17 protein-coding genes are annotated in these 16,503 nt (G+C 70.6%); 6 read left to right on the top strand and 11 right to left on the bottom strand.

Translation table 11 applies throughout. From position 1 onward, the window contains the following. Nucleotides 1–81: 81 nt before the first annotated feature. Nucleotides 82–648 carry a sigma-70 family RNA polymerase sigma factor gene (locus OG799_RS16250; RefSeq protein ID WP_406045871.1) on the bottom strand — a complete coding sequence of 189 codons (567 nt, stop codon included), beginning with the start codon at nt 646–648 and terminating at the stop codon, nt 82–84. Between the two features lie 350 nt (nt 649–998). Here OG799_RS16250 and OG799_RS16245 point away from each other — a divergent pair, with 350 nt between their 5' ends. Then, on the top strand, nt 999–1,706 hold the full coding sequence (locus OG799_RS16245) for a YcnI family protein (RefSeq protein WP_406045870.1): 708 nt from the start codon (nt 999–1,001) through the stop codon (nt 1,704–1,706). A 403-nt stretch (nt 1,707–2,109) separates the two neighbouring features. Here OG799_RS16245 and OG799_RS16240 read toward each other — a convergent pair whose 3' ends face one another. Both OG799_RS16240 and OG799_RS16235 read right to left on the bottom strand, forming a co-directional pair. Continuing rightward, entirely contained in the window at nt 2,110–3,741 is a 1,632-nt protein-coding gene (locus OG799_RS16240) for an ABC transporter permease (RefSeq protein ID WP_406045869.1), read from the bottom strand. Next, nucleotides 3,738–4,628, bottom strand: coding sequence for an ATP-binding cassette domain-containing protein (locus OG799_RS16235; protein WP_406045868.1), 891 nt, complete (start codon nt 4,626–4,628; stop codon nt 3,738–3,740). Before OG799_RS16235 ends, OG799_RS16240 begins: the two co-directional genes overlap by 4 nt. Nucleotides 4,629–4,887: 259 nt before the next feature. Between OG799_RS16235 and OG799_RS16230 the strand changes: the two genes are divergently transcribed. Then, a complete protein-coding gene (locus OG799_RS16230) occupies nt 4,888–6,150 on the top strand; it encodes a cation:proton antiporter (RefSeq protein ID WP_406045867.1) in 1,263 nt (420 codons plus the stop codon). 70 nt (nt 6,151–6,220) lie between these two features. On the opposite strand, the gene OG799_RS16225 is transcribed toward OG799_RS16230, so the two are convergent. The 6 genes from OG799_RS16225 to OG799_RS16200 all read right to left on the bottom strand — a co-directional run bounded on the left by OG799_RS16225 (nt 6,221) and on the right by OG799_RS16200 (nt 10,201). After that, nucleotides 6,221–7,519 carry an ArsB/NhaD family transporter gene (locus OG799_RS16225; RefSeq protein WP_406045866.1) on the bottom strand — a complete coding sequence of 433 codons (1,299 nt, stop codon included), beginning with the start codon at nt 7,517–7,519 and terminating at the stop codon, nt 6,221–6,223. Further along, nucleotides 7,516–7,962: a CBS domain-containing protein gene (locus OG799_RS16220; RefSeq protein ID WP_406045865.1), complete on the bottom strand. Its 447-nt coding sequence runs from the start codon at nt 7,960–7,962 to the stop codon at nt 7,516–7,518. The genes OG799_RS16225 and OG799_RS16220 overlap by 4 nt, the downstream gene beginning before the upstream one ends. 382 nt (nt 7,963–8,344) lie before the next feature. Continuing rightward, nucleotides 8,345–8,644: a BON domain-containing protein gene (locus OG799_RS16215; protein ID WP_406045864.1), complete on the bottom strand. Its 300-nt coding sequence runs from the start codon at nt 8,642–8,644 to the stop codon at nt 8,345–8,347. Between the two features lie 94 nt (nt 8,645–8,738). Beyond that, nucleotides 8,739–9,371 carry an STAS domain-containing protein gene (locus OG799_RS16210; protein WP_406045863.1) on the bottom strand — a complete coding sequence of 211 codons (633 nt, stop codon included), beginning with the start codon at nt 9,369–9,371 and terminating at the stop codon, nt 8,739–8,741. 110 nt (nt 9,372–9,481) lie between these two features. Next, nucleotides 9,482–9,757, bottom strand: coding sequence for a GlsB/YeaQ/YmgE family stress response membrane protein (locus OG799_RS16205; RefSeq protein WP_406045862.1), 276 nt, complete (start codon nt 9,755–9,757; stop codon nt 9,482–9,484). Between the two features lie 42 nt (nt 9,758–9,799). Further along, entirely contained in the window at nt 9,800–10,201 is a 402-nt protein-coding gene (locus tag OG799_RS16200) for an STAS domain-containing protein (RefSeq protein WP_406045861.1), read from the bottom strand. Between the two features lie 153 nt (nt 10,202–10,354). On the opposite strand from OG799_RS16200, the gene OG799_RS16195 reads away from it, so the two are divergent. The 4 genes from OG799_RS16195 to OG799_RS16180 all read left to right on the top strand — a co-directional run bounded on the left by OG799_RS16195 (nt 10,355) and on the right by OG799_RS16180 (nt 13,500). After that, entirely contained in the window at nt 10,355–11,029 is a 675-nt protein-coding gene (locus OG799_RS16195) for a response regulator transcription factor (RefSeq protein ID WP_406045860.1), read from the top strand. Further along, on the top strand, nt 11,026–12,381 hold the full coding sequence (locus tag OG799_RS16190) for a sensor histidine kinase (protein ID WP_406045859.1): 1,356 nt from the start codon (nt 11,026–11,028) through the stop codon (nt 12,379–12,381). The genes OG799_RS16195 and OG799_RS16190 overlap by 4 nt, the downstream gene beginning before the upstream one ends. Continuing rightward, a complete protein-coding gene (locus OG799_RS16185; RefSeq protein WP_406045858.1) occupies nt 12,378–12,938 on the top strand; it encodes a GerMN domain-containing protein in 561 nt (186 codons plus the stop codon). The genes OG799_RS16190 and OG799_RS16185 overlap by 4 nt, the downstream gene beginning before the upstream one ends. Nucleotides 12,939–13,032: 94 nt before the next feature. Next, nucleotides 13,033–13,500 carry a nitroreductase family deazaflavin-dependent oxidoreductase gene (locus tag OG799_RS16180; RefSeq protein ID WP_406046302.1) on the top strand — a complete coding sequence of 156 codons (468 nt, stop codon included), beginning with the start codon at nt 13,033–13,035 and terminating at the stop codon, nt 13,498–13,500. A 254-nt stretch (nt 13,501–13,754) separates the two neighbouring features. On the opposite strand, the gene OG799_RS16175 is transcribed toward OG799_RS16180, so the two are convergent. Further along, on the bottom strand, nt 13,755–14,471 hold the full coding sequence (locus OG799_RS16175; protein ID WP_406045856.1) for a helix-turn-helix domain-containing protein: 717 nt from the start codon (nt 14,469–14,471) through the stop codon (nt 13,755–13,757). Between the two features lie 908 nt (nt 14,472–15,379). Next, nucleotides 15,380–16,498 carry a PucR family transcriptional regulator gene (locus OG799_RS16170; protein ID WP_406045855.1) on the bottom strand — a complete coding sequence of 373 codons (1,119 nt, stop codon included), beginning with the start codon at nt 16,496–16,498 and terminating at the stop codon, nt 15,380–15,382. Nucleotides 16,499–16,503 lie beyond the last annotated feature (5 nt).

Below are 16,503 nucleotides of genomic sequence, written 5' to 3'. Positions count from 1 at the left end.
AGTCGGTCCGAGGGCGGCATGGGTTCCCGCGAACCTGGCGAGGAATGTCACTCCGGTGCAGGCAAAGCGGGCTGCGGACGGTCAGCCCGCGGCACTGCCGCGCTTGCGGGGCGTCATCCCGTCCCGGGCGTCGACGCCCGCGACGAGATCCTCCCGAGCCCGGGCCACCCGCGAGCGGATGGTGCCCACGCGGCATCCGCAGATCTCCGCCGCCTCGGCGTAGGACAGCCCGAGGACCTGCGTGGCGACGAACGCCTCCCGCCGCCCCACCGGCAGCGCCTCGATGAGGTCCTCCAGCACGACGCGCCGGTCGAAGCCGCTGCGCTGCGCGTCCGGGGCGTCGAAGGAGTCGGACATCGGCACGGTCCGTGGACGCGCGTTCGCGATCCGGACGTGGTCGACGGCCACCCGGCGGGCGATGCCCAGCAGCCAGGTGCGCGCCGACGATCGGGCGGCGAACGACGGCAGCGACCGCGTCGCCCGCAGATACGTCTCCTGGGTCAGGTCGTCCGCCTCCGCCGGGGAGATCAGGGCGGCGAGGAACCGCCGGACCTGCTGCTGCGTGGCCCGGATGAACGAGGCCGCAGCGTCCCGGTCACCTCGCCCCGCAGCCAGCGCCCACGCGGTCACCTCCGCGTCGTCCGTCACCTGGCACCTCCGTGTCCGGCCCTGCCGCCACCAGGCAGGGATCACGACAAGCTGTAGTAGTAGCTGTCCCGTAGCGTACGGCAAGCGGAACTGCCAATCTCTCGACCGGTACGTGGCCGGGTGCGCATCGGATCAAGCGGAACCGCAGACCGTTCCCCGCGAGCCCCACCCCTGCCCGCTGGGAGGCGGGTCGACGGTCGCCCGCCCGACGGCATGGTGTGGCACATCCCTCACCCGTCCCTCAGTAGAACGATGCCGGGAACTTTTCCCACGGCCCGAGCGACTTGCAGGAGGTGCCTGGCCGTGCCGGGCGCGCCAAACGAGTCCTGCACAGAAGACGAGGAGCCTTGATGAGGCAGACCTTGCTCGCCCGCGTCGCGACCATCGCCGCGGGCGCCGCCGCGCTGACCCTGGCCATCACCGGCCCGGCCTCGGCGCATGTCACCGTCAACCCGAAGACCGCCACCCAGGGCGGCTACACGAAGGTCACCTTCCGCGTGCCGAATGAGAAGGACAGCGCCGACACTGTCAAGGTCGAGGTGAACCTCCCCGCGGCCAGCCCGATCGCCTCCGTCTCCCTCAAGCCGCTGTCCGGCTGGACCGCCGCCACGGAGAAAACGAAGCTGGCCACGCCGATCAAGAGTGACGACGGGGAGATCACCGAGGCGATCACGAAGATCACCTGGACCGCCAGCGGGGACGCCTCCATCAAGCCGGGCCAGTTCCAGGAGTTCGACGTCTCCCTGGGACCGCTGCCGAAGACCGACCAGCTGGTGTTCAAGGCGCTGCAAACGTACTCCGACGGTGAGATCGTGCGCTGGATCGACGAACCCACCCCCGGCCAGGAGGCCGACCACCCCGCCCCGGTACTCAAGCTGACCCTCGGCAACGACGACGCCCCAGCCGCCTCCGCCCGGCCGGTCGCCGCCACCACCGCGACGAGCGACAAGTCCGACGGCAGTTCCGGCACCTGGTACGGAGCGGTCGGCATCCTGCTCGGCCTCGCGGGTCTCGTCGCAGGGCTGCTGGCCTACCAGCGCGCCGCCCGGAACAACTGATCTGCTCTCGTCGCCGTGGCGGCGGGCACCAGCCCGTCACGACCTGCGACCCCAACCCGGTCTCCCCGCCCGCGCTCCGTCGTACGCCGACGCGGGTCTGGTCTGCGGCTGCCTGCTCGGCACGATCCATCCTCGGGTCGCCGGGTCCGTGCGACCGCATCATCGCCCACGGCGCGGCGGACGGGCGCGTCGGGAGCCACCCGCCACCTCGCCCGCATCCTCGGCAGCGGCATCAGGAGGCGTGGCGCGAGGCCTTGGTGGCCGCCGGCGGTGACCGGACGGCCGACAAGGCCGAGCGTGTCTTCACGGCACGCGAATGAGTGCCGGCCGCAAGCAGGGCGGCAGGCTGTTTGCACCGGCATGTGACGGGTATGGGGCAGACTCAGACTTGCCGTCGAGCGCCTCAAGGCCGTAGATCACGCCGCCGATAGCCCTGCGCGCCGCTCACGGCGGCTGCGACCGCCAGCGCAGCCATGGTGACCGCGGCCCGCCAGTGCGGCCCGGCGTCCGGTACTGCGGCGAGATGGGTGAACGGCGACAGGCTGCTCACCCAGGTGGGGGCGCCCGTGCTGTCGGCGACGACCTTCAGCAGGAACCCGCCGACGGCGGGTAGCGCACCGAGGGCGCTGACGGCGCGGGGCGCCCAGCCGAGTGCGGCCACGGCCGCGCCGAGGCAGAGCAGCACGACCGGCAGCACGTTCCACGTGCCGGCGAGAGCCGCGAGCAGAGGAAGCCGTGCACCGGCGATGGCCGTGCCGAGCCAGGTCGCGGTGCCGGCCACGGTGACGAGGATCGCCGCCGCGGCCAGGGTGGCGACGGTTTCGGCGGTCAGCAGCCTGGTCCGGGTCACGGGGCGGGAGTACAGGAGGGTGAGTCGTCCCTCGGCCTCGGCGGCGGCGAACGCGGCGAGGCGCACAGCGGCGAACGCACCGACCGGGACGGCCAGCAGGGCGAACAGTGTTGCGGCATAGCCGCGAACACTGCCGATTCCGGCGAAGCCCGCCTGTGCGGCGAGGTCGGCGAAGCGCGGATTGTCGGCGAGGAAGTCGGTCATCGAGGTGGCGAGCAGGCCGATCAGCAGGGAGTAGGCGCCGATACCAGCCGACCAGCCGGCGAGGGGACGCAGCAGCCGCCGTACCGCGAAGGCCTCGACCGAGCCGAGCAGCCACAGCCTGGGTCGCCGTCCGGTGGAGGGAGGCAGCAACCCACTGCGGACGTCGCGGCGGCCGGCGAGGGTGGTCGCGGTGACCGCCAAGGCGATCGTGGTGACTGCCAGGACGATCAGGGGCAGCGGTCGGTCGTCCTGGTAGGGCCGGGTCAGCGCCAGCAAGCCGTAGGGGGACAGCCAGCGCAGCCACGACAGCGCGGTGACGCCGTCGCCGACCATGCGGGCCAGTAGTCCGACGCCGAGCAGCCCGAGCGTTGCTCCGCTCGCACCCGCCCGAGTGGGGAAAACCTGAGCGGCGAGGAAGGCTGCCGCGACGGCGAGGATGCCGATCAGGGCGAGGCCCGCACCGTGCAGCGTCGCCCCGGCCGGCGAGGTGCCCGCCGCGATGAGTGCCCCGGTGGTCGCACCTCCGATCAGCGCCATGACGGCGATCAGGACGCTGAGGTGGCGGCGCACCACGGCGGCCAGGCTCAGCCGCCCGGCGAGCAGGAGGTCCCACCGCCCGGCGTCTTCCTCGCCCCGGGTGATCCGCGTGGCCGCGAGCAGCCCCCATACCGAGAGCAGGACGGCGAGGACCGTGCCGGTGCGCCAGACGGTGAACCCGCCCGGGGTGTCCAGGGCGATCGGTTCACCGAACAGCGTCCGGATCGCCGGGTTCTCCGCGAGGGCGGCCAGCGCGGCGGCGTCCAGATCATCGCCGACGACGCTCGCATAGGTGGTGGCGACGAGCGCCGACATACCGGTGGCCACGGCGAGGACGATGAGCGCGCCGCGGCGCACCTGACGCAGCGCGAGGCGGGCGACCGCCGGCCCCGCGGTCCCGGCGGCGGTGCGGATCGGGCCGGTGGTGAGGTCGGCGGTGGTCACCGGTCCGTCTCCCCGTAGTAGTCGAGGAAGATCTCCTCCAGCGTCGGCTCGCGCATCGTGAGGGTGGTGACGTCGGCTGCCGCGAGGGCGCGCAGCGCCGGCCCGGGTGCCCCGGTAAGGGTGAACCGCAGCGTCGAATCACCGCTGGGCTCGACCGCGTCGATTCCCGCGATGGTGCTGAAATCGGGTGCCGGGCCGGTGAATCGGACGAGCACCTCGGTGCGGTGCAGTCGCCGCAGGTCGGGCACCGTGGCGACGTCGACCAGCCGGCCGGCGCGCAGGATCGCCACCCGGTCGCAGACGGACTCGACCTCGGCGAGCTGATGGGAGCAGAGGAAGACCGTCTGGCCGTTGTCTCGTGCCTGCGCCACGGTACGGCGGAACTCGCGCTCCATCAGCGGGTCCAGTCCGCTGGTCGGCTCATCCAGCACGAGCAGCGGGGCGCGGGTGGCGAACGCGGCGATCAACGCGACCTTCTGCCGGTTGCCGGTGGAGTAGTTTCCGGCTGGCCTGGACAGGTCGAGGTCGAACCGTTCGACAAGCTCGTCGCGGTAGGCGCGGTCGATTGCCGGGCCGGTGCGGCCGAGCAGTTCCAGGGTTTCGGCGCCGGTGAGCTGCGGCCACAGGGCCACGTCGGCGGGCACGTACGCCAGCGTGCGGTGCGTGATGGCGACGTCGGCGGCGTCGGTGTCGAAGATCCACGCCCGGCCGCCGGTGGGCCGGGCCAGGCCGAGCAGCAGCCGGATGGTAGTGGATTTGCCGGCGCCGTTGGGGCCGAGGAAGCCGAACACCTCCCCGGCGCGTACGGTGAGGTCCAGCCGGTCGAGGGCGAGCAGGCGTCCGAAGCGTTTGGTCAGGCGCTCGGCGCGAACGGCGGGTGTGGTCATGGCGATCTCCGGTCGACGACGTGTCACGACTGCCGACCAGGCTTCCCGGCGCACCAGATGTCACCGTACTGCGGCCTGTCACCTCCCGGAAGAACCAGGTCTGGCATCTCCGGGAACACCGGCCCTGCTGGCTACCCGACCGATCCGGGAGGCGGCGTGCGTGTTCGGGGCACGATCGCCATGCAACGGATCGCCGCTATGATCGTCCGGATCACTGGAGCGCCGGGAAGTCTGGTCGGCATCGTGATGACCCGCGTCCGTGGAGCGTGACCCAGTGCTGCTGTTGTCGTTCGCTGCCGTCCTGCTGCTCGCCGTGCTCGTCTCGGCACTGGCCCACCGCACCATCCTGTCCACGGCGGCGCTGTTCCTGGTCGCCGGGTTCATCCTCGGCGAGGACACCACCGGGCTGCTGCACTTGCGGGCCGATTCGCCGATCGTGGCGCAACTCGCGGAGCTGGCGCTGTTCGCGGTGCTGTTCACCGACGGGATGCGGGTCGGCTGGGCGGACCTCCGCTCGGCGTGGCGGCTGCCCGGACGTGCTCTCGGGTGGGGCCTGCCGCTCACCCTGCTGGTCACCGCGCTGCTGGCCCACTACGTGGCCGGGCTGGGCTGGCCCGAGGCGCTGCTGATCGGGGCGATCCTCGCCCCGACCGACCCGGTCTTCGCCGCCGCGCTGGTGGGCAACGACAAGGTGCCGGCCCGGCTGCGGCACCTGCTCAACGTCGAGTCCGGCGTCAACGACGGACTGGCCCTGCCGTTCGTCGTGCTGTTCCTCGCCGTCGCCGCCGGCTCGGACGACCTGCACCTGGGCGAGCTGGCCACCGAACTCGCCGTGGGGCTGCTCATCGGTGTGCTGGTACCGCTGTTGGCCATCGCGTTGGAGCGGACCCGCTGGTTCGCCGCGTCGGCTGCCTACGCCCCGCTGAACGGGGTGGCCATCGGGCTGCTCGTGCTCGCCCTCGGCAAGGTCACCCACGGCAATCTGTTCCTCGCCGCATTCGCGGCCGGGATCACCGTGGCCACGTTCGGGCCCCGGGAGCGGGCGGCGTTCGAGCACTTCGGGGAGAACATCGCTGAGCTGCTGAAGCTCGCCGCGCTGCTGGTGTTCGGGGCGCTGATCTCGCTGCGGTTCCTGGGCGAGATCCCCTGGACCGGATGGGTCTTCGCCGTCCTGGCGATCTTCCTGGCCCGACCGGTCGCGTTGTGGATCTCCTTCCTGCGCTCCGGGCTCGGCGCCCGCGAACAGGCCGCGGCGATGTGGTTCGGACCGAAGGGCTTCGCATCCGTCGTGTACGGGCTGTTGGTGCTGGAGTCAGGCATCAGCGCGGGCGACGACGTGTTCCACCTCGTCGCGTTGACGATCGTCATCTCCATCCTGCTGCACTCCTCGACCGACGTCGTGGTCGCACGGGCCTTCGACGAGTCCCGGGAGACTCCGGCATGGTTCGGCATCCTGCATCGCACCCACTGGACAGTGCGCCACAGGCCACGCGACCGGGACCGGTCGGCGACCGACGACTGATCCTCACCGCGGTGGCAGGGAACCCGGGTGCACCGCCGCCGACACATTGGTGCTGGCTGGCCTCGGGGAATCAGGCGAAGGCGAAGTAGCGCAGCCACAGGTACGGCACGGCCAGGGCGATGCTCACCACGGTGACGATCAGGCCGTACTTGGTGAACTGCCAGAAGGTGATCGGCTTGCCGGCGCGTTCGGCGAGGCCGAGGATGACGACGTTGGCCGACGCGCCGACGGCGGTGGCGTTGCCGCCGAGGTCCGCGCCGAGGGCGAGGGCCCACCACAGAACCTGGGACTGGCTGGTGTTGCCCTGGGCGTGGACCATCTCGGCGACGACCGGGCTCATGGTGGCGACGTAGGGGATGTTGTCGACGATCGCCGACAGGACGGCTGAACCCCAGAGCAGCACCATCGAGGCGAGCGGCAGCCTGCCCTCGGTGGCGCTGATCGCGGCGCGGGAGATCTGCTCGACGACGCCGGTGTTGACCAGGGCGCCGACCATGATGAACAGGCCGGCGAAGAACACCAGGGTCGGCCACTCGACATCGCTGGTCACCTCGCCGGCGTCGAGGCGGGACAGCGCCAGCAACAGCAGGCCACCGATGATGGCGACCACAGCCGGTTCCAGGTTCAGGACCGTGTGTAGGACGAACGCGGCGGTGACCGCGGCGAGCACCGCGAGACTGAGGACCAGCAGCCGCCGGTCCCGGATCGCGTCGCGTTCGCGCAGCGCCGCGATCTGCGCGGCCCGTTGCGGGTCGTAGCGGAACGCGCGGCGGAACAGGACCCGGCACAGGCCGACGAACACCACGAGCAGCAGAGCGATGAACGGGGCGAGGTGGACCAGGAAATCGTTGTACGTCAGCCCGGCGCGGCTGCCGATGATGATGTTGGGTGGATCGCCGACCAGGGTGGCGGTACCACCGATGTTCGACGCGAGTGCCTCGGCGATCAGGAACGGCGTCACCGGCACGTCGAGGCGCTCACACACCAGGAACGTCACCGGCGCGACCAGCAGCACCGTGGTGACGTTGTCCAGGGCGGCCGACGCGATCGCGGTGACCAGCACCAGGATGACCATGACCCGGAACGGGCGGCCCCGGGCCCGCTTGGATGCCCACACCGCGACGTACTCGAACGCGCCGGTCCGTTTCAGGACCGACACGATGAGCATCATGCCGATGAGCAGGAAGATGACGTTCCAGTCGATGCCCGCGTCGGCGGAGAAGAAGGCGTGCTCGGCGTTGGTGGCCCCGATCAGGAACATCAACGCCGCCCCGCCGAGGGCGGCGGCCACCCGGTGGATCTTCTCGGTGGCGATGAGGACGTAGGCGACGGTGAAGATGGCCACCGCCGTCCAGGCCAGGCCGCTCACGTGCCGAGCATCCGGTCGAGCAGCGCGTCGAGGGTAATGGCCCCGAGCATCGGCTGGTTCCTACCGGCGACCGCGACCAACGGGCTACGGGTGCGGGCCATCACGGCGGCGACCTCCAGGACGGTGGCCTGCGAGTCGACCACGGGCAACTCCCGCCGCTCGCGTGGTAGCAGGTCGGCGACCGTCCTGCCCTCGACACCCCGGAGGAACACGTCGGCCGCAGCCTCGTCGATCACTCGGGCCAGGGCCGGGTCGTCCTGGCAGTAGGACGGGATCACCAGACGCAGCACCTGGGTGCCGGGCAGGACCGTGACCGGCCTGGACGCATCATCCACGACGATCAGGCCGGGCAGGTTCCGGCCCGCCAGCAGCCGCGCCGCATCCAACGCCGGCGTCACCTCCCTGACGGTGGGGAAGGGGGCCGCCAGATCTCCAGCTCGCATAGTGACTCCCCGGGTTGGTCGGGACGCGCCTCATCCGCCGCCGGACGGGACCGCAACGTACAAGGGATCCCATGATCCGCCGGCGATGGGCGTCCATGATCTTCCTCGGCTACCCCACTGTACGAGCCGATCCGCCAGATCGCGCCGAGCCGCCAAGACCGGGTTCGGATCGTCGCGGTGGAGGAGTCCCGGAAGTCCGCCACCTCGGCTCAGGGCGACGACCATGGCCGTCGAACATCGTGTGCATCCGCCGCGGCCGCCCCGACATCGATCTCCACCACGGCGGCGAAGCCGAGGAAGCCGCTCGGCGGCACCCGATCGCGCGTGTCCCGCCTCGCCCGAGCGGCGGCCGCCGATCCGCCGGACTGCAGTGGCCTCCCGGTCACCGGCGGCTGCGCCGCTGGCCACCGACCCGGAGCGCGTTGCACACGTCGAAGACGCCCGGCACGTCCCAGGCGAGTTCCCCGGCCGCCTGTCGTGCCTCCGTGTCGCCCACCAGGCCGGTGAGGATGACGACGCGGTTCTGTACCGCGACGGAGATCTGCTGTCGCCGGGTGGTCCAGTCGATACTCAACCGCTGCGCGACCAGCGCCTCGATGCGCTGGTCATCGCTGTCCGCCTCGGGCTGGTCCCAGGCGGCGGAGGACCAGTTCTCATCGGGCAACGGGTATGGCATGTGCACGGAACCTCCTGGTTCAAAATACGGCCTGCGCGGAATCCGCGGTCCGAGACAATGAGCAGCGCTTGAGGGCGTCCAACGGCAGTCAGGGCAGAGCTCAGGTGAGCGCCTCCGACCGGCTTACCGCAGCCCTGGTGCCATCGGTCGTCGCAGTCGCCCGGGATAGCCACTGGAGGGCTTCGTCCCGGCTGTCAAAGATCGGAAAGATCCCGTCCAGACGCATGGTGTGCAGCACGGTCAGGATGAACCGCGACGGAGCGGCGAGGCACAGCAGGGCGCCACGTTCCCTGGCGTGGCTGTGGGCGCGTACCAGCAGCCCCAATCCGGTCGAGTCGATGAGATGGGCTTGGGTGAGGTCCACGAGCGCGTGCCCGCGGACGGCGACCGCGGCCGCGAGCGCCGACTGCAGCGTGTCACGGTTGTCGACGCGTATGTCGCCGGCCGCCGAGATCACCGCGACCTCTTCGAGATAGTCGATGCCGAGGACATCGGCCCTCTGCTCGTCACGTTCTGCCCCTTCATGAGTGGCGCGGGCCCCGCTTGACGGGACGAGGCTGCAGCGTGGGCACCGGTGCGGCCCGGTCGCGAAGGGTGAACCGCTCCAGCCGTGCTCGGACACGAACGTCCAGACGACCTCCGCGTCGGGCAGCACGGAAGCCCGCCCGGCGACCGTGTCGCCGCAGCCGTCGCAGATCAGCTTCATCAACTCGTCGTCTGGTACCACAGTCATCGATCTCTCCTCGTCCACGTCGAGCCGTCACCCGGCTCGCTCGCCGGCTCCGGCTTGGTGGTCGCAACGTCGGTACGCCCCAAAGGCTCGGGGCGCCAATTTCGGCAGGGTTACGCGGAGTCGGAACGGCCGGGTCCGGCGGTGGCGACGACCAGCACCACTCCGAGGCCGGCCAGACCGGCCTGGACGATCAGAGCCCGGGGGTTGAACGCGCCGGTGTCGATACCCGCGAGACGGGCCACGATGGTGCCGACCAGTGCGGCGACGACACCGATGGCCACGGTCAACCAGACCGGGGCTTCCCGCCGCCCCGGGATGACCAGCCTGCCGAGCAGGCCGATGGCGAGGCCGACGACGAGCGCGGTGATGAGACCGCCGACGGTCATGTGCTTCTCCCTCGGGTTGTCGTACGGTTGCCGACGCTCCGTTCAGGGGCCGACGGTGACCGACGCTCTGCCGCGGGCCGCCGAGGCCTTGCGGCTGGCCGCGGATCCGAGGGCTACCGGTCGCCCGGGGGCCAGGATCAGTGGCAGCACCTCGTCCAGGCGGGCGGTCTGCAGGATGCGCCGAATCCGAGGGTTCGGGTCCCGGACGGACAGGACCGCGCGGCGGCGGGTCAGGCGCCGGTGCACGTCGAGCAGGAGCCCGATGCCGGCGGCGTCGATGTGCCGGCAGCCGGACAGGTCGACCACCACGTGCTCAGGACGAAGGGACAACAGTTGGTCGAAGACAACCCCCGTCTCCGCCAGGCACGCCAGGTCCAGCTCCTCGGTGATGCAGACCTCCACCATCGGCACCCTGCACTCCGGTTCCGGCTGCGGCGCTGTCACGTGTCTGCCCCTCTCGCGGCGGTTCCCGGTTCGGGTACGAGGCTGGGCCCCAGGGTTGGCGGTGACCGCGCGGTTGTATGACAGTTCCGTGACAAATCCCGGGACGGCCGGACACGGTTGGGCGTCTGAGCAGGTGCCAGGGATGATGCCGATATGACGGCCGTACTGGTGATCGAGGATGACGACCGCATCCGTCTGGCGCTGCTGCTCGCACTGGAAGACGAGGGCTACACCGCGCACGGAGCGGCCACCGCGGAGGAAGGGCTGCGGCTGCACCGCCGCCAGCCGGCCGACAACATCCTGGTCGACCTCATGCTGCCGGGCCTGGACGGCTTCGAGTGCATCCGGCAGCTGCGCCGCGACGACGACGTACCCATCGTCGTGGTCAGCGCCCGCGACGACACCCACGACATCGTCGCTGCGCTGGAAGCCGGCGCCGACGACTACGTCGTCAAGCCGGTCGCGATCAAGGAGCTGTCCGCGCGGCTGCGGGCCCTGCGTCGCCGGGCCCGCACTGCTGTCGCACCCGCCCCCGTGTTGGCGTTCGGTGAGCTGGAAATCAGCCCGGAAGCGGGGGAGGTGCGCCGGGACGGGCAGCCGATCCCCGTCACGCGCACCGAGTTCCGGCTGCTGTGCGAGTTGGCCGAGCACGCCGGCCGGGTGCTCTCCCGCCAGCAGCTGCTACAGCGGGTCTGGGGCTACGACACCGGGGACGAACGCCTCGTCGACGTGCACGTCGGCCGGCTGCGGCAGAAGATCGAGCCCAATCCGGCAGACCCACGGCATTTGGTCACCCTGCGCGGGCTCGGCTACAAGCTGCAGCGATGAGGCGTCTCGGACTGCGCGCCCGGGTCACCGCCGGCTTCGCCGTCGGCGCGCTGCTGCTGTCGGCGGTCATGGCGCTGGTCTCCTACGACCTCACCCGACGCTCACTGCTAGAGGAACGCGAGCGCACCGCGCTGCGGGCCGCGTACTTCGACGCCGCGGTCGTGCGAACCGGACTGGACACCGACACCCCCGACGTCGTGGAGGTCCTTCGCTCCTTGGACACCGGCGGCACCCGCCGGGCACTGCTGCACCTCGACGGCAAGTGGTACGCCCGCACCGCCGACGCCGGCAACACCGCAGCCATCCCCGCTGACCTGCAACGCCTCGTCCGGTCCGGAAAGCCCGCCGTACAGCGGGTACGCGTCGACGGGCAACCCACCCTCCTCGTCGGGGTGCCGCTGGCCCAGGGGACCAGCTACTACGAACTCACCAACCTGCGGGAACTGGAGGACACGTTCCAGGTCCTGGCGCTCGCCCTGACCGCGGTCGCCATCATGGTCGCCGGTTCGGGTGCGGCGTTCGGCTGGTACGCCACCCGTCACAGTCTGCGACCGCTGACCGCAGTCGCCGACGCGGCGGAGAAGATCGCCGCCGGCAACGTCACCGCCCGTCTCGATCCGGCCACCGACCCCGATCTGACCCGGTTGTCGACCTCGTTCAACCGCATGGTGGATCAGCTCGCCCGGCGCATCGAACGGGACCGACGGTTCGCCGCCGATGTCAGCCACGAACTGCGCTCGCCCCTGCAGACCCTGGCGGCGGCGGCCAGCGTCCTCGATCGCCGGCGCGCTCGGCTCGACGACCGCACCGCCACCGCCGCCGGACTCGTCGCCGAGGAGATCTCCCGCTTCCAGCACCTGGTCAACGACCTGATCGAACTGGCCCGCAGCGACCAGCCCGCCCACCGCGAACCCGTCGACGTGTCGGCACTCGCCCGTCGAGCCTGCCGCGCCCGCTCGCTCCCGGACACCCTCCTGCGCGTCAGCCCCGGGACGCCCACCACGTGGCGGGTCGACCAGCGTCGCATCGAGCAGGTCCTGGCGAACCTGCTGGACAACGCCATCCGCTATGGCGGCGGACCGGTCGCCGTGCACCTGTCCCACCGCGGCCCGGTCGGTGTCATCGAGGTCGACGATGAAGGCCCCGGAGTTCCCGTCGAGGATCGGACCGCCATCTTCGACCGTTTCGTCCGCGGCCGCGCCGCCCACGCCCGGGCCGGCAGCGACGGCACCGGCCTCGGGCTGGCCCTCGTCGCCCAGCACGCCGCCGCCCACGACGGCCATGCCTCCGTCGGCGAGCGCCCCGGCCGCGGCGCCCGTTTCCGTGTCGAACTGCCCGGGAGCCTGCCATGACCCGCCGCTACTTTTCTCTCCTCCTGGTCCTCGCGCTGCTGGCGGGGTGTGGCGTTCCCACCGAGGACAACCCCCGCGCCGTTCAGCCACCCCCGGGCCCGTTCCCCACTCCGGCGACCGGCGGCTCGACGGCACCATCCGGCCGCGTGGACGAGCTGCTCTACTTCGTGCGAGACGACCGCCTGGTACCGATCGTCCGACGGGTCGACACGACACCTACACTCGACGGCCACCTGCAGCACCTGCTCGCCGGCCCCACCGCCGACGAACGGGACAAGGGCCTCACCAGCGCGCTGCCCGGAGCGGTGACCGTCGCCGCAGCCCGGCAGACCGGCGCACGCGCCGACGTCGACATCCGCGAGGCCGGGGACGAGACGGGCCGCAGCGACGCCGTCCTCGCCTTGGGGCAGATCGTGCGCACCCTGGCCGCCCGCGACGACATCGACACCGTGGCGTTCACGCGTCACGGGCAGCCACTGGGCGTTCCGCGAGCCGATGGTTCCCTGTCGGTGGAGCCCCTCACCGCGGCCGACTACGCCGCCCTCACCGTCCCCTGATGACACGGTGGACCGGCGGGCGGCCCGGGTGTAGGAACGGTGTGGAGGTCATCCGGCGTGCGGCAGCGAGGTGTTGGCATGATACGCAAGATCGCTGACCCCGAACCTCCGACGGGACTGCGGCGGATCCTGTTTCGCACCCCGATCTGGCTCTACCGCATGCACCTGGGTTCGCTGCTGGGCCGACGATTCCTGCTGCTCACCCCACACGGGCCGGAAGACCGGCCGACGCAGGCGGGTTGTGCTCGAGATCGTCGGCCACGACCCGGAACGTCGGATCTATCATCTGGCCTCCGGCTACGGCCCACGCGCCCAGTGGTTCCGCAACATCCAGCAACATCCGGCCATCACAATCCAGGTGGGCGGGCAAAGCACGGCGGCGACCGCCGCACCGTTGCCGCCGACCGAGTCGGGCCGGGCCATGGTCGAGTACGCGCAACGCCACCCACGCCTCGCGCGGCGGCTGATGCGATTCTGCGGCTACGAGGTCGACGGCTCCGACCAGGACTACTTCGCGATTGGCCGAGATCACGTTCCCATCGTCGAGGTCACCGTTGCCTGACCTGGCGCCGACGGCGACAACGGCGAGGCAAATACCACGGCTTGCGTGTTGTGGGTTGCCGTGTTCTCCAGCGTCTGACGGTTGTGGCTCGACCGGGGCTACCCGGTTGCCGTTCATCCCTTCGCCGCCGGCGTGGGCGGTATGGAGTGGTACGGCCGCAGCCAGGCGGGGTCAATCAAATCAGGTCGACAACGCCACCGGTGGTGGGGTCAAACCGCAGTCGGCCTCGCGTCCTGGCTGCGCCGGGCCCATGCTCACGCCGCTCGGGCTAGGCAACGGATGTGCCCGTCGCGCAGCCCGTAGTAGACCAGCGTGAGCAGCTTGCGGGCGGCCGCGACCTTGGCGATGTTCACGCCGCGCCGCTCGGCCAACCTGGCCCGGGTGGAACCCAGTGGGCCGCCGTGCAGGCGTTGCACGGCTTCCACCGCGGCCCACCGCACCAACTGGTTGCCCTGCTTGGTGATCCGACCCCGGTGGACCACTGTTTCCAGGTCGGCCCGGACCGCCGGGGTGCCGTCGAACCCGGCGTTGTGCAGGATCTTCCACACCGCGCTGGCCGCGGCTCGGTAGCCCAAGCCGAGAAGCTCACCCTGGATGCGGCGGTGCCCCCACGACGGGTTCTCCGACGCGAGTCGCAGCACCAGATCGCGGACCTGCGCGTCGACCGGTGGCCGGCCCGGCCGGGCATGCAGGTACGTCCACCGCCGGGCAAACAGGTCACGTGCCACCGCAACCGGGTCGCCGGGGTGACGAAGAACGTTGACAGCGAGGGCGGGCAACAGCCGCGACAACACAGCCAGCACCACCCGGTCGGCCGGTTCGAGGTCGGGGCGGGTCACCTGGCGGCGCAGCACCGCCACCTGATGGCGGAGCACCAGAATCTCCACATCCTTGGCCCCGTCATCGCGGGCGATCTGGGACAACATCTGTAGGACCTGGCGCAGGAGCAGGTACACCAACGACGCGGTCATGGCCACCAAGCATGACGGCTGCACCGGGCTCGAGTTCGCACAGAACCGCATTTCAGACGGCCCAACCCCGTATTCGAGCCCCACAGGTGCTGTCAGCCATGTCGCGGCTGCTGCCGCGTACCCATTGGTCGACGTTCTTCGTCACCCCGGCCACCCTGCCGCGATGGCACCGCAATCTGGTCGGCCGGAAGTGGACCTACCCGAAACGACGACCCGGGCACACCGATACGAGCGGAGATCCGCGCCCTGGTGCTGCGCCTGGGCCGGGAGAACCCGACCTGGGGTCACCGCCGAGTGCAGGGCGAACTCCTCAGGCTCGGTTATCGGGTTGCTCCCAGCACCGTGTGGGCGATCCTGACCGCCGCTGGATGTTCGGTGGTCCAGTGCAGCCGGTCGACGAAGTCGGGGCCGCGCTCCGCCTGCCGTGTGGGTACCTGTTCCTTGTGCCAGATGATGTAGCTGATCGTGCTCGCTCGGTTCTGCGTGGTGAGCCGTCCAAAGAGGTCAAGTTCCTCGGATCCCGCTGGTCGGCCTTCGGCGAACAGTGGGCCAGGTCGCCGCCCCCTTCCAGGTGCCCGTCATGGGACCGGTACCTGAACCGCAAACTCGGCAGGTCGTGTGCCAGCTCAGGCGACTTCGATGCCGGTCGCACTTCACCCCGCACCGTCACGCGGAGGGTATATCGCAAGCACCCGCCGGAGATCGCTCAAGTGACAAGACCTTCGACGGCTGTCTTGGACGGTGGTCTGCTACCCCGGCAAGCAGAGCTGGATCTCCCGTTGAGCGATCACCGTGTGAATATCGATGATGTTGGACCTCGGACGCGCAAGTCCCCGCGACGCATCAGTCTTGGACGATGCCTCGCTTGTGTATGTGCTGACAGACCCATGCAGCCAGCCGATTTGCCGCTAGTTGGTGGGCTCCTCGGTGGGCCAGCCGAGCAGGCGGGCTCCGAGCACGGCGGTATGCAGCGTGAATCGTTGGGTGGGCTCGCTGGGGTGGTAGCCGGTGAGGGCGTGGATACGGTCGAGGCGATAGGTGACCGCGCGTACGGACAGGTGCATCTGGCGGGCGGTCGCCGTGTAGTTGCCCTGGTTATCGAATAGCACAGTTAGCGTGTCGAGGCAGGGCTGGGCGCCGCCGCGCGCTTGTTGCAGCGGGCCGAGAACTGTGGTGACCAGATCGGTGATGGCCTCGCGATCACGCAGGAGCACGGGGAAGACGAGCAGGTCGGCGGCGTGTAGGACGGGGGCGGCAAAGCCGAGCTTGCCGGCCAGGTCGAGGGTGTTGCGGGCTTCTTGCAGGGAGGTGGCGATGCCGTTGATGCCTGGGTGGGGGCGGCCGACGCCGATCTGCCAGGTTCCCGCGCTGAGGTGGGTGAGCAGGTGGTGGGCAAGTTCGGCGGGGAGTCCGCGCAGGCCGCCGGTGCTGATGCAGACGAGGTGCCCGTCGCGCAGGGTGGTGAGGGTGTTGCCGGACCCGTAGCGGGAGGCGAGGGCGGCGTCGATGTCGCGCACGATGTTGTCGGTGAAGGAAGTGCTTGCGGCGACCGTGACGACGTGGGTTCCGGACAGGCGGATGCCGTAGCGGTGGGCGCGTTCGGCGAGGTGTCCGGGGTCGGCTCGTCCGGTGAGCAGGTCGTTGACGAACTCGGTGCGCTGGTCGTCGTGGTCGGCGAGCTGGCGGCGGATGTGGTCGTGAAAGCCTGTGGTGGCGGCATTGAGGATGTCGGCGGTCGTGTCGAGTAGGTCTGCGGCACGGGCGTGCACAGCTGTGGGGGTCTCGTCACGTGTTGGCGTGCGGCTGGTCCAGGTGCTGGTGGCGGCGCTGAGCATGACTGTCACGAGATCGTCGATGCTGTGTGTGCTGTCGGCGGCGTGGCGGCCGAGGGAGGTCGCTTCCTTACGCCGCTGTGTCCCGGGCGGGAGCTGTAGCAGCGCGGCGCACTGCTCGGTGAGTGGTTGCGGAACAGGGCTCATCGCGTCTTCCTTGGCCAGCGGTGGCCGCCACCAGGCGGTGGCGGCCACCCTTC

Origin of the sequence: Micromonospora sp. NBC_00898, from assembly GCF_045207895.1 — a bacterium.
In the GTDB taxonomy this organism is placed as follows: Bacteria; Actinomycetota; Actinomycetes; order Mycobacteriales; family Micromonosporaceae; genus Micromonospora.
Note: the sequence above shows the minus strand (reverse complement) of the source record. Positions and strands in the feature narration are given on the sequence as shown.

Bases quoted from the DNA above. Each gene is read 5' to 3' on its own strand.
- OG799_RS16245 (WP_406045870.1), top strand. From the start codon at position 999: ATGAGGCAGACCTTGCTCGCCCGCGTCGCGACCATCGCCGCGGGCGCC.
- OG799_RS16235 (WP_406045868.1), bottom strand. From the start codon at position 4,628: ATGACCACACCCGCCGTTCGCGCCGAGCGCCTGACCAAACGCTTCGGA.
- OG799_RS16220 (WP_406045865.1), bottom strand. From the start codon at position 7,962: ATGCGAGCTGGAGATCTGGCGGCCCCCTTCCCCACCGTCAGGGAGGTG.
- OG799_RS16210 (WP_406045863.1), bottom strand. From the start codon at position 9,371: ATGACTGTGGTACCAGACGACGAGTTGATGAAGCTGATCTGCGACGGC.
- OG799_RS16205 (WP_406045862.1), bottom strand. From the start codon at position 9,757: ATGACCGTCGGCGGTCTCATCACCGCGCTCGTCGTCGGCCTCGCCATC.
- OG799_RS16195 (WP_406045860.1), top strand. From the start codon at position 10,355: ATGACGGCCGTACTGGTGATCGAGGATGACGACCGCATCCGTCTGGCG.
- OG799_RS16190 (WP_406045859.1), top strand. From the start codon at position 11,026: ATGAGGCGTCTCGGACTGCGCGCCCGGGTCACCGCCGGCTTCGCCGTC.
- OG799_RS16185 (WP_406045858.1), top strand. From the start codon at position 12,378: ATGACCCGCCGCTACTTTTCTCTCCTCCTGGTCCTCGCGCTGCTGGCG.
- OG799_RS16175 (WP_406045856.1), bottom strand. From the start codon at position 14,471: ATGACCGCGTCGTTGGTGTACCTGCTCCTGCGCCAGGTCCTACAGATG.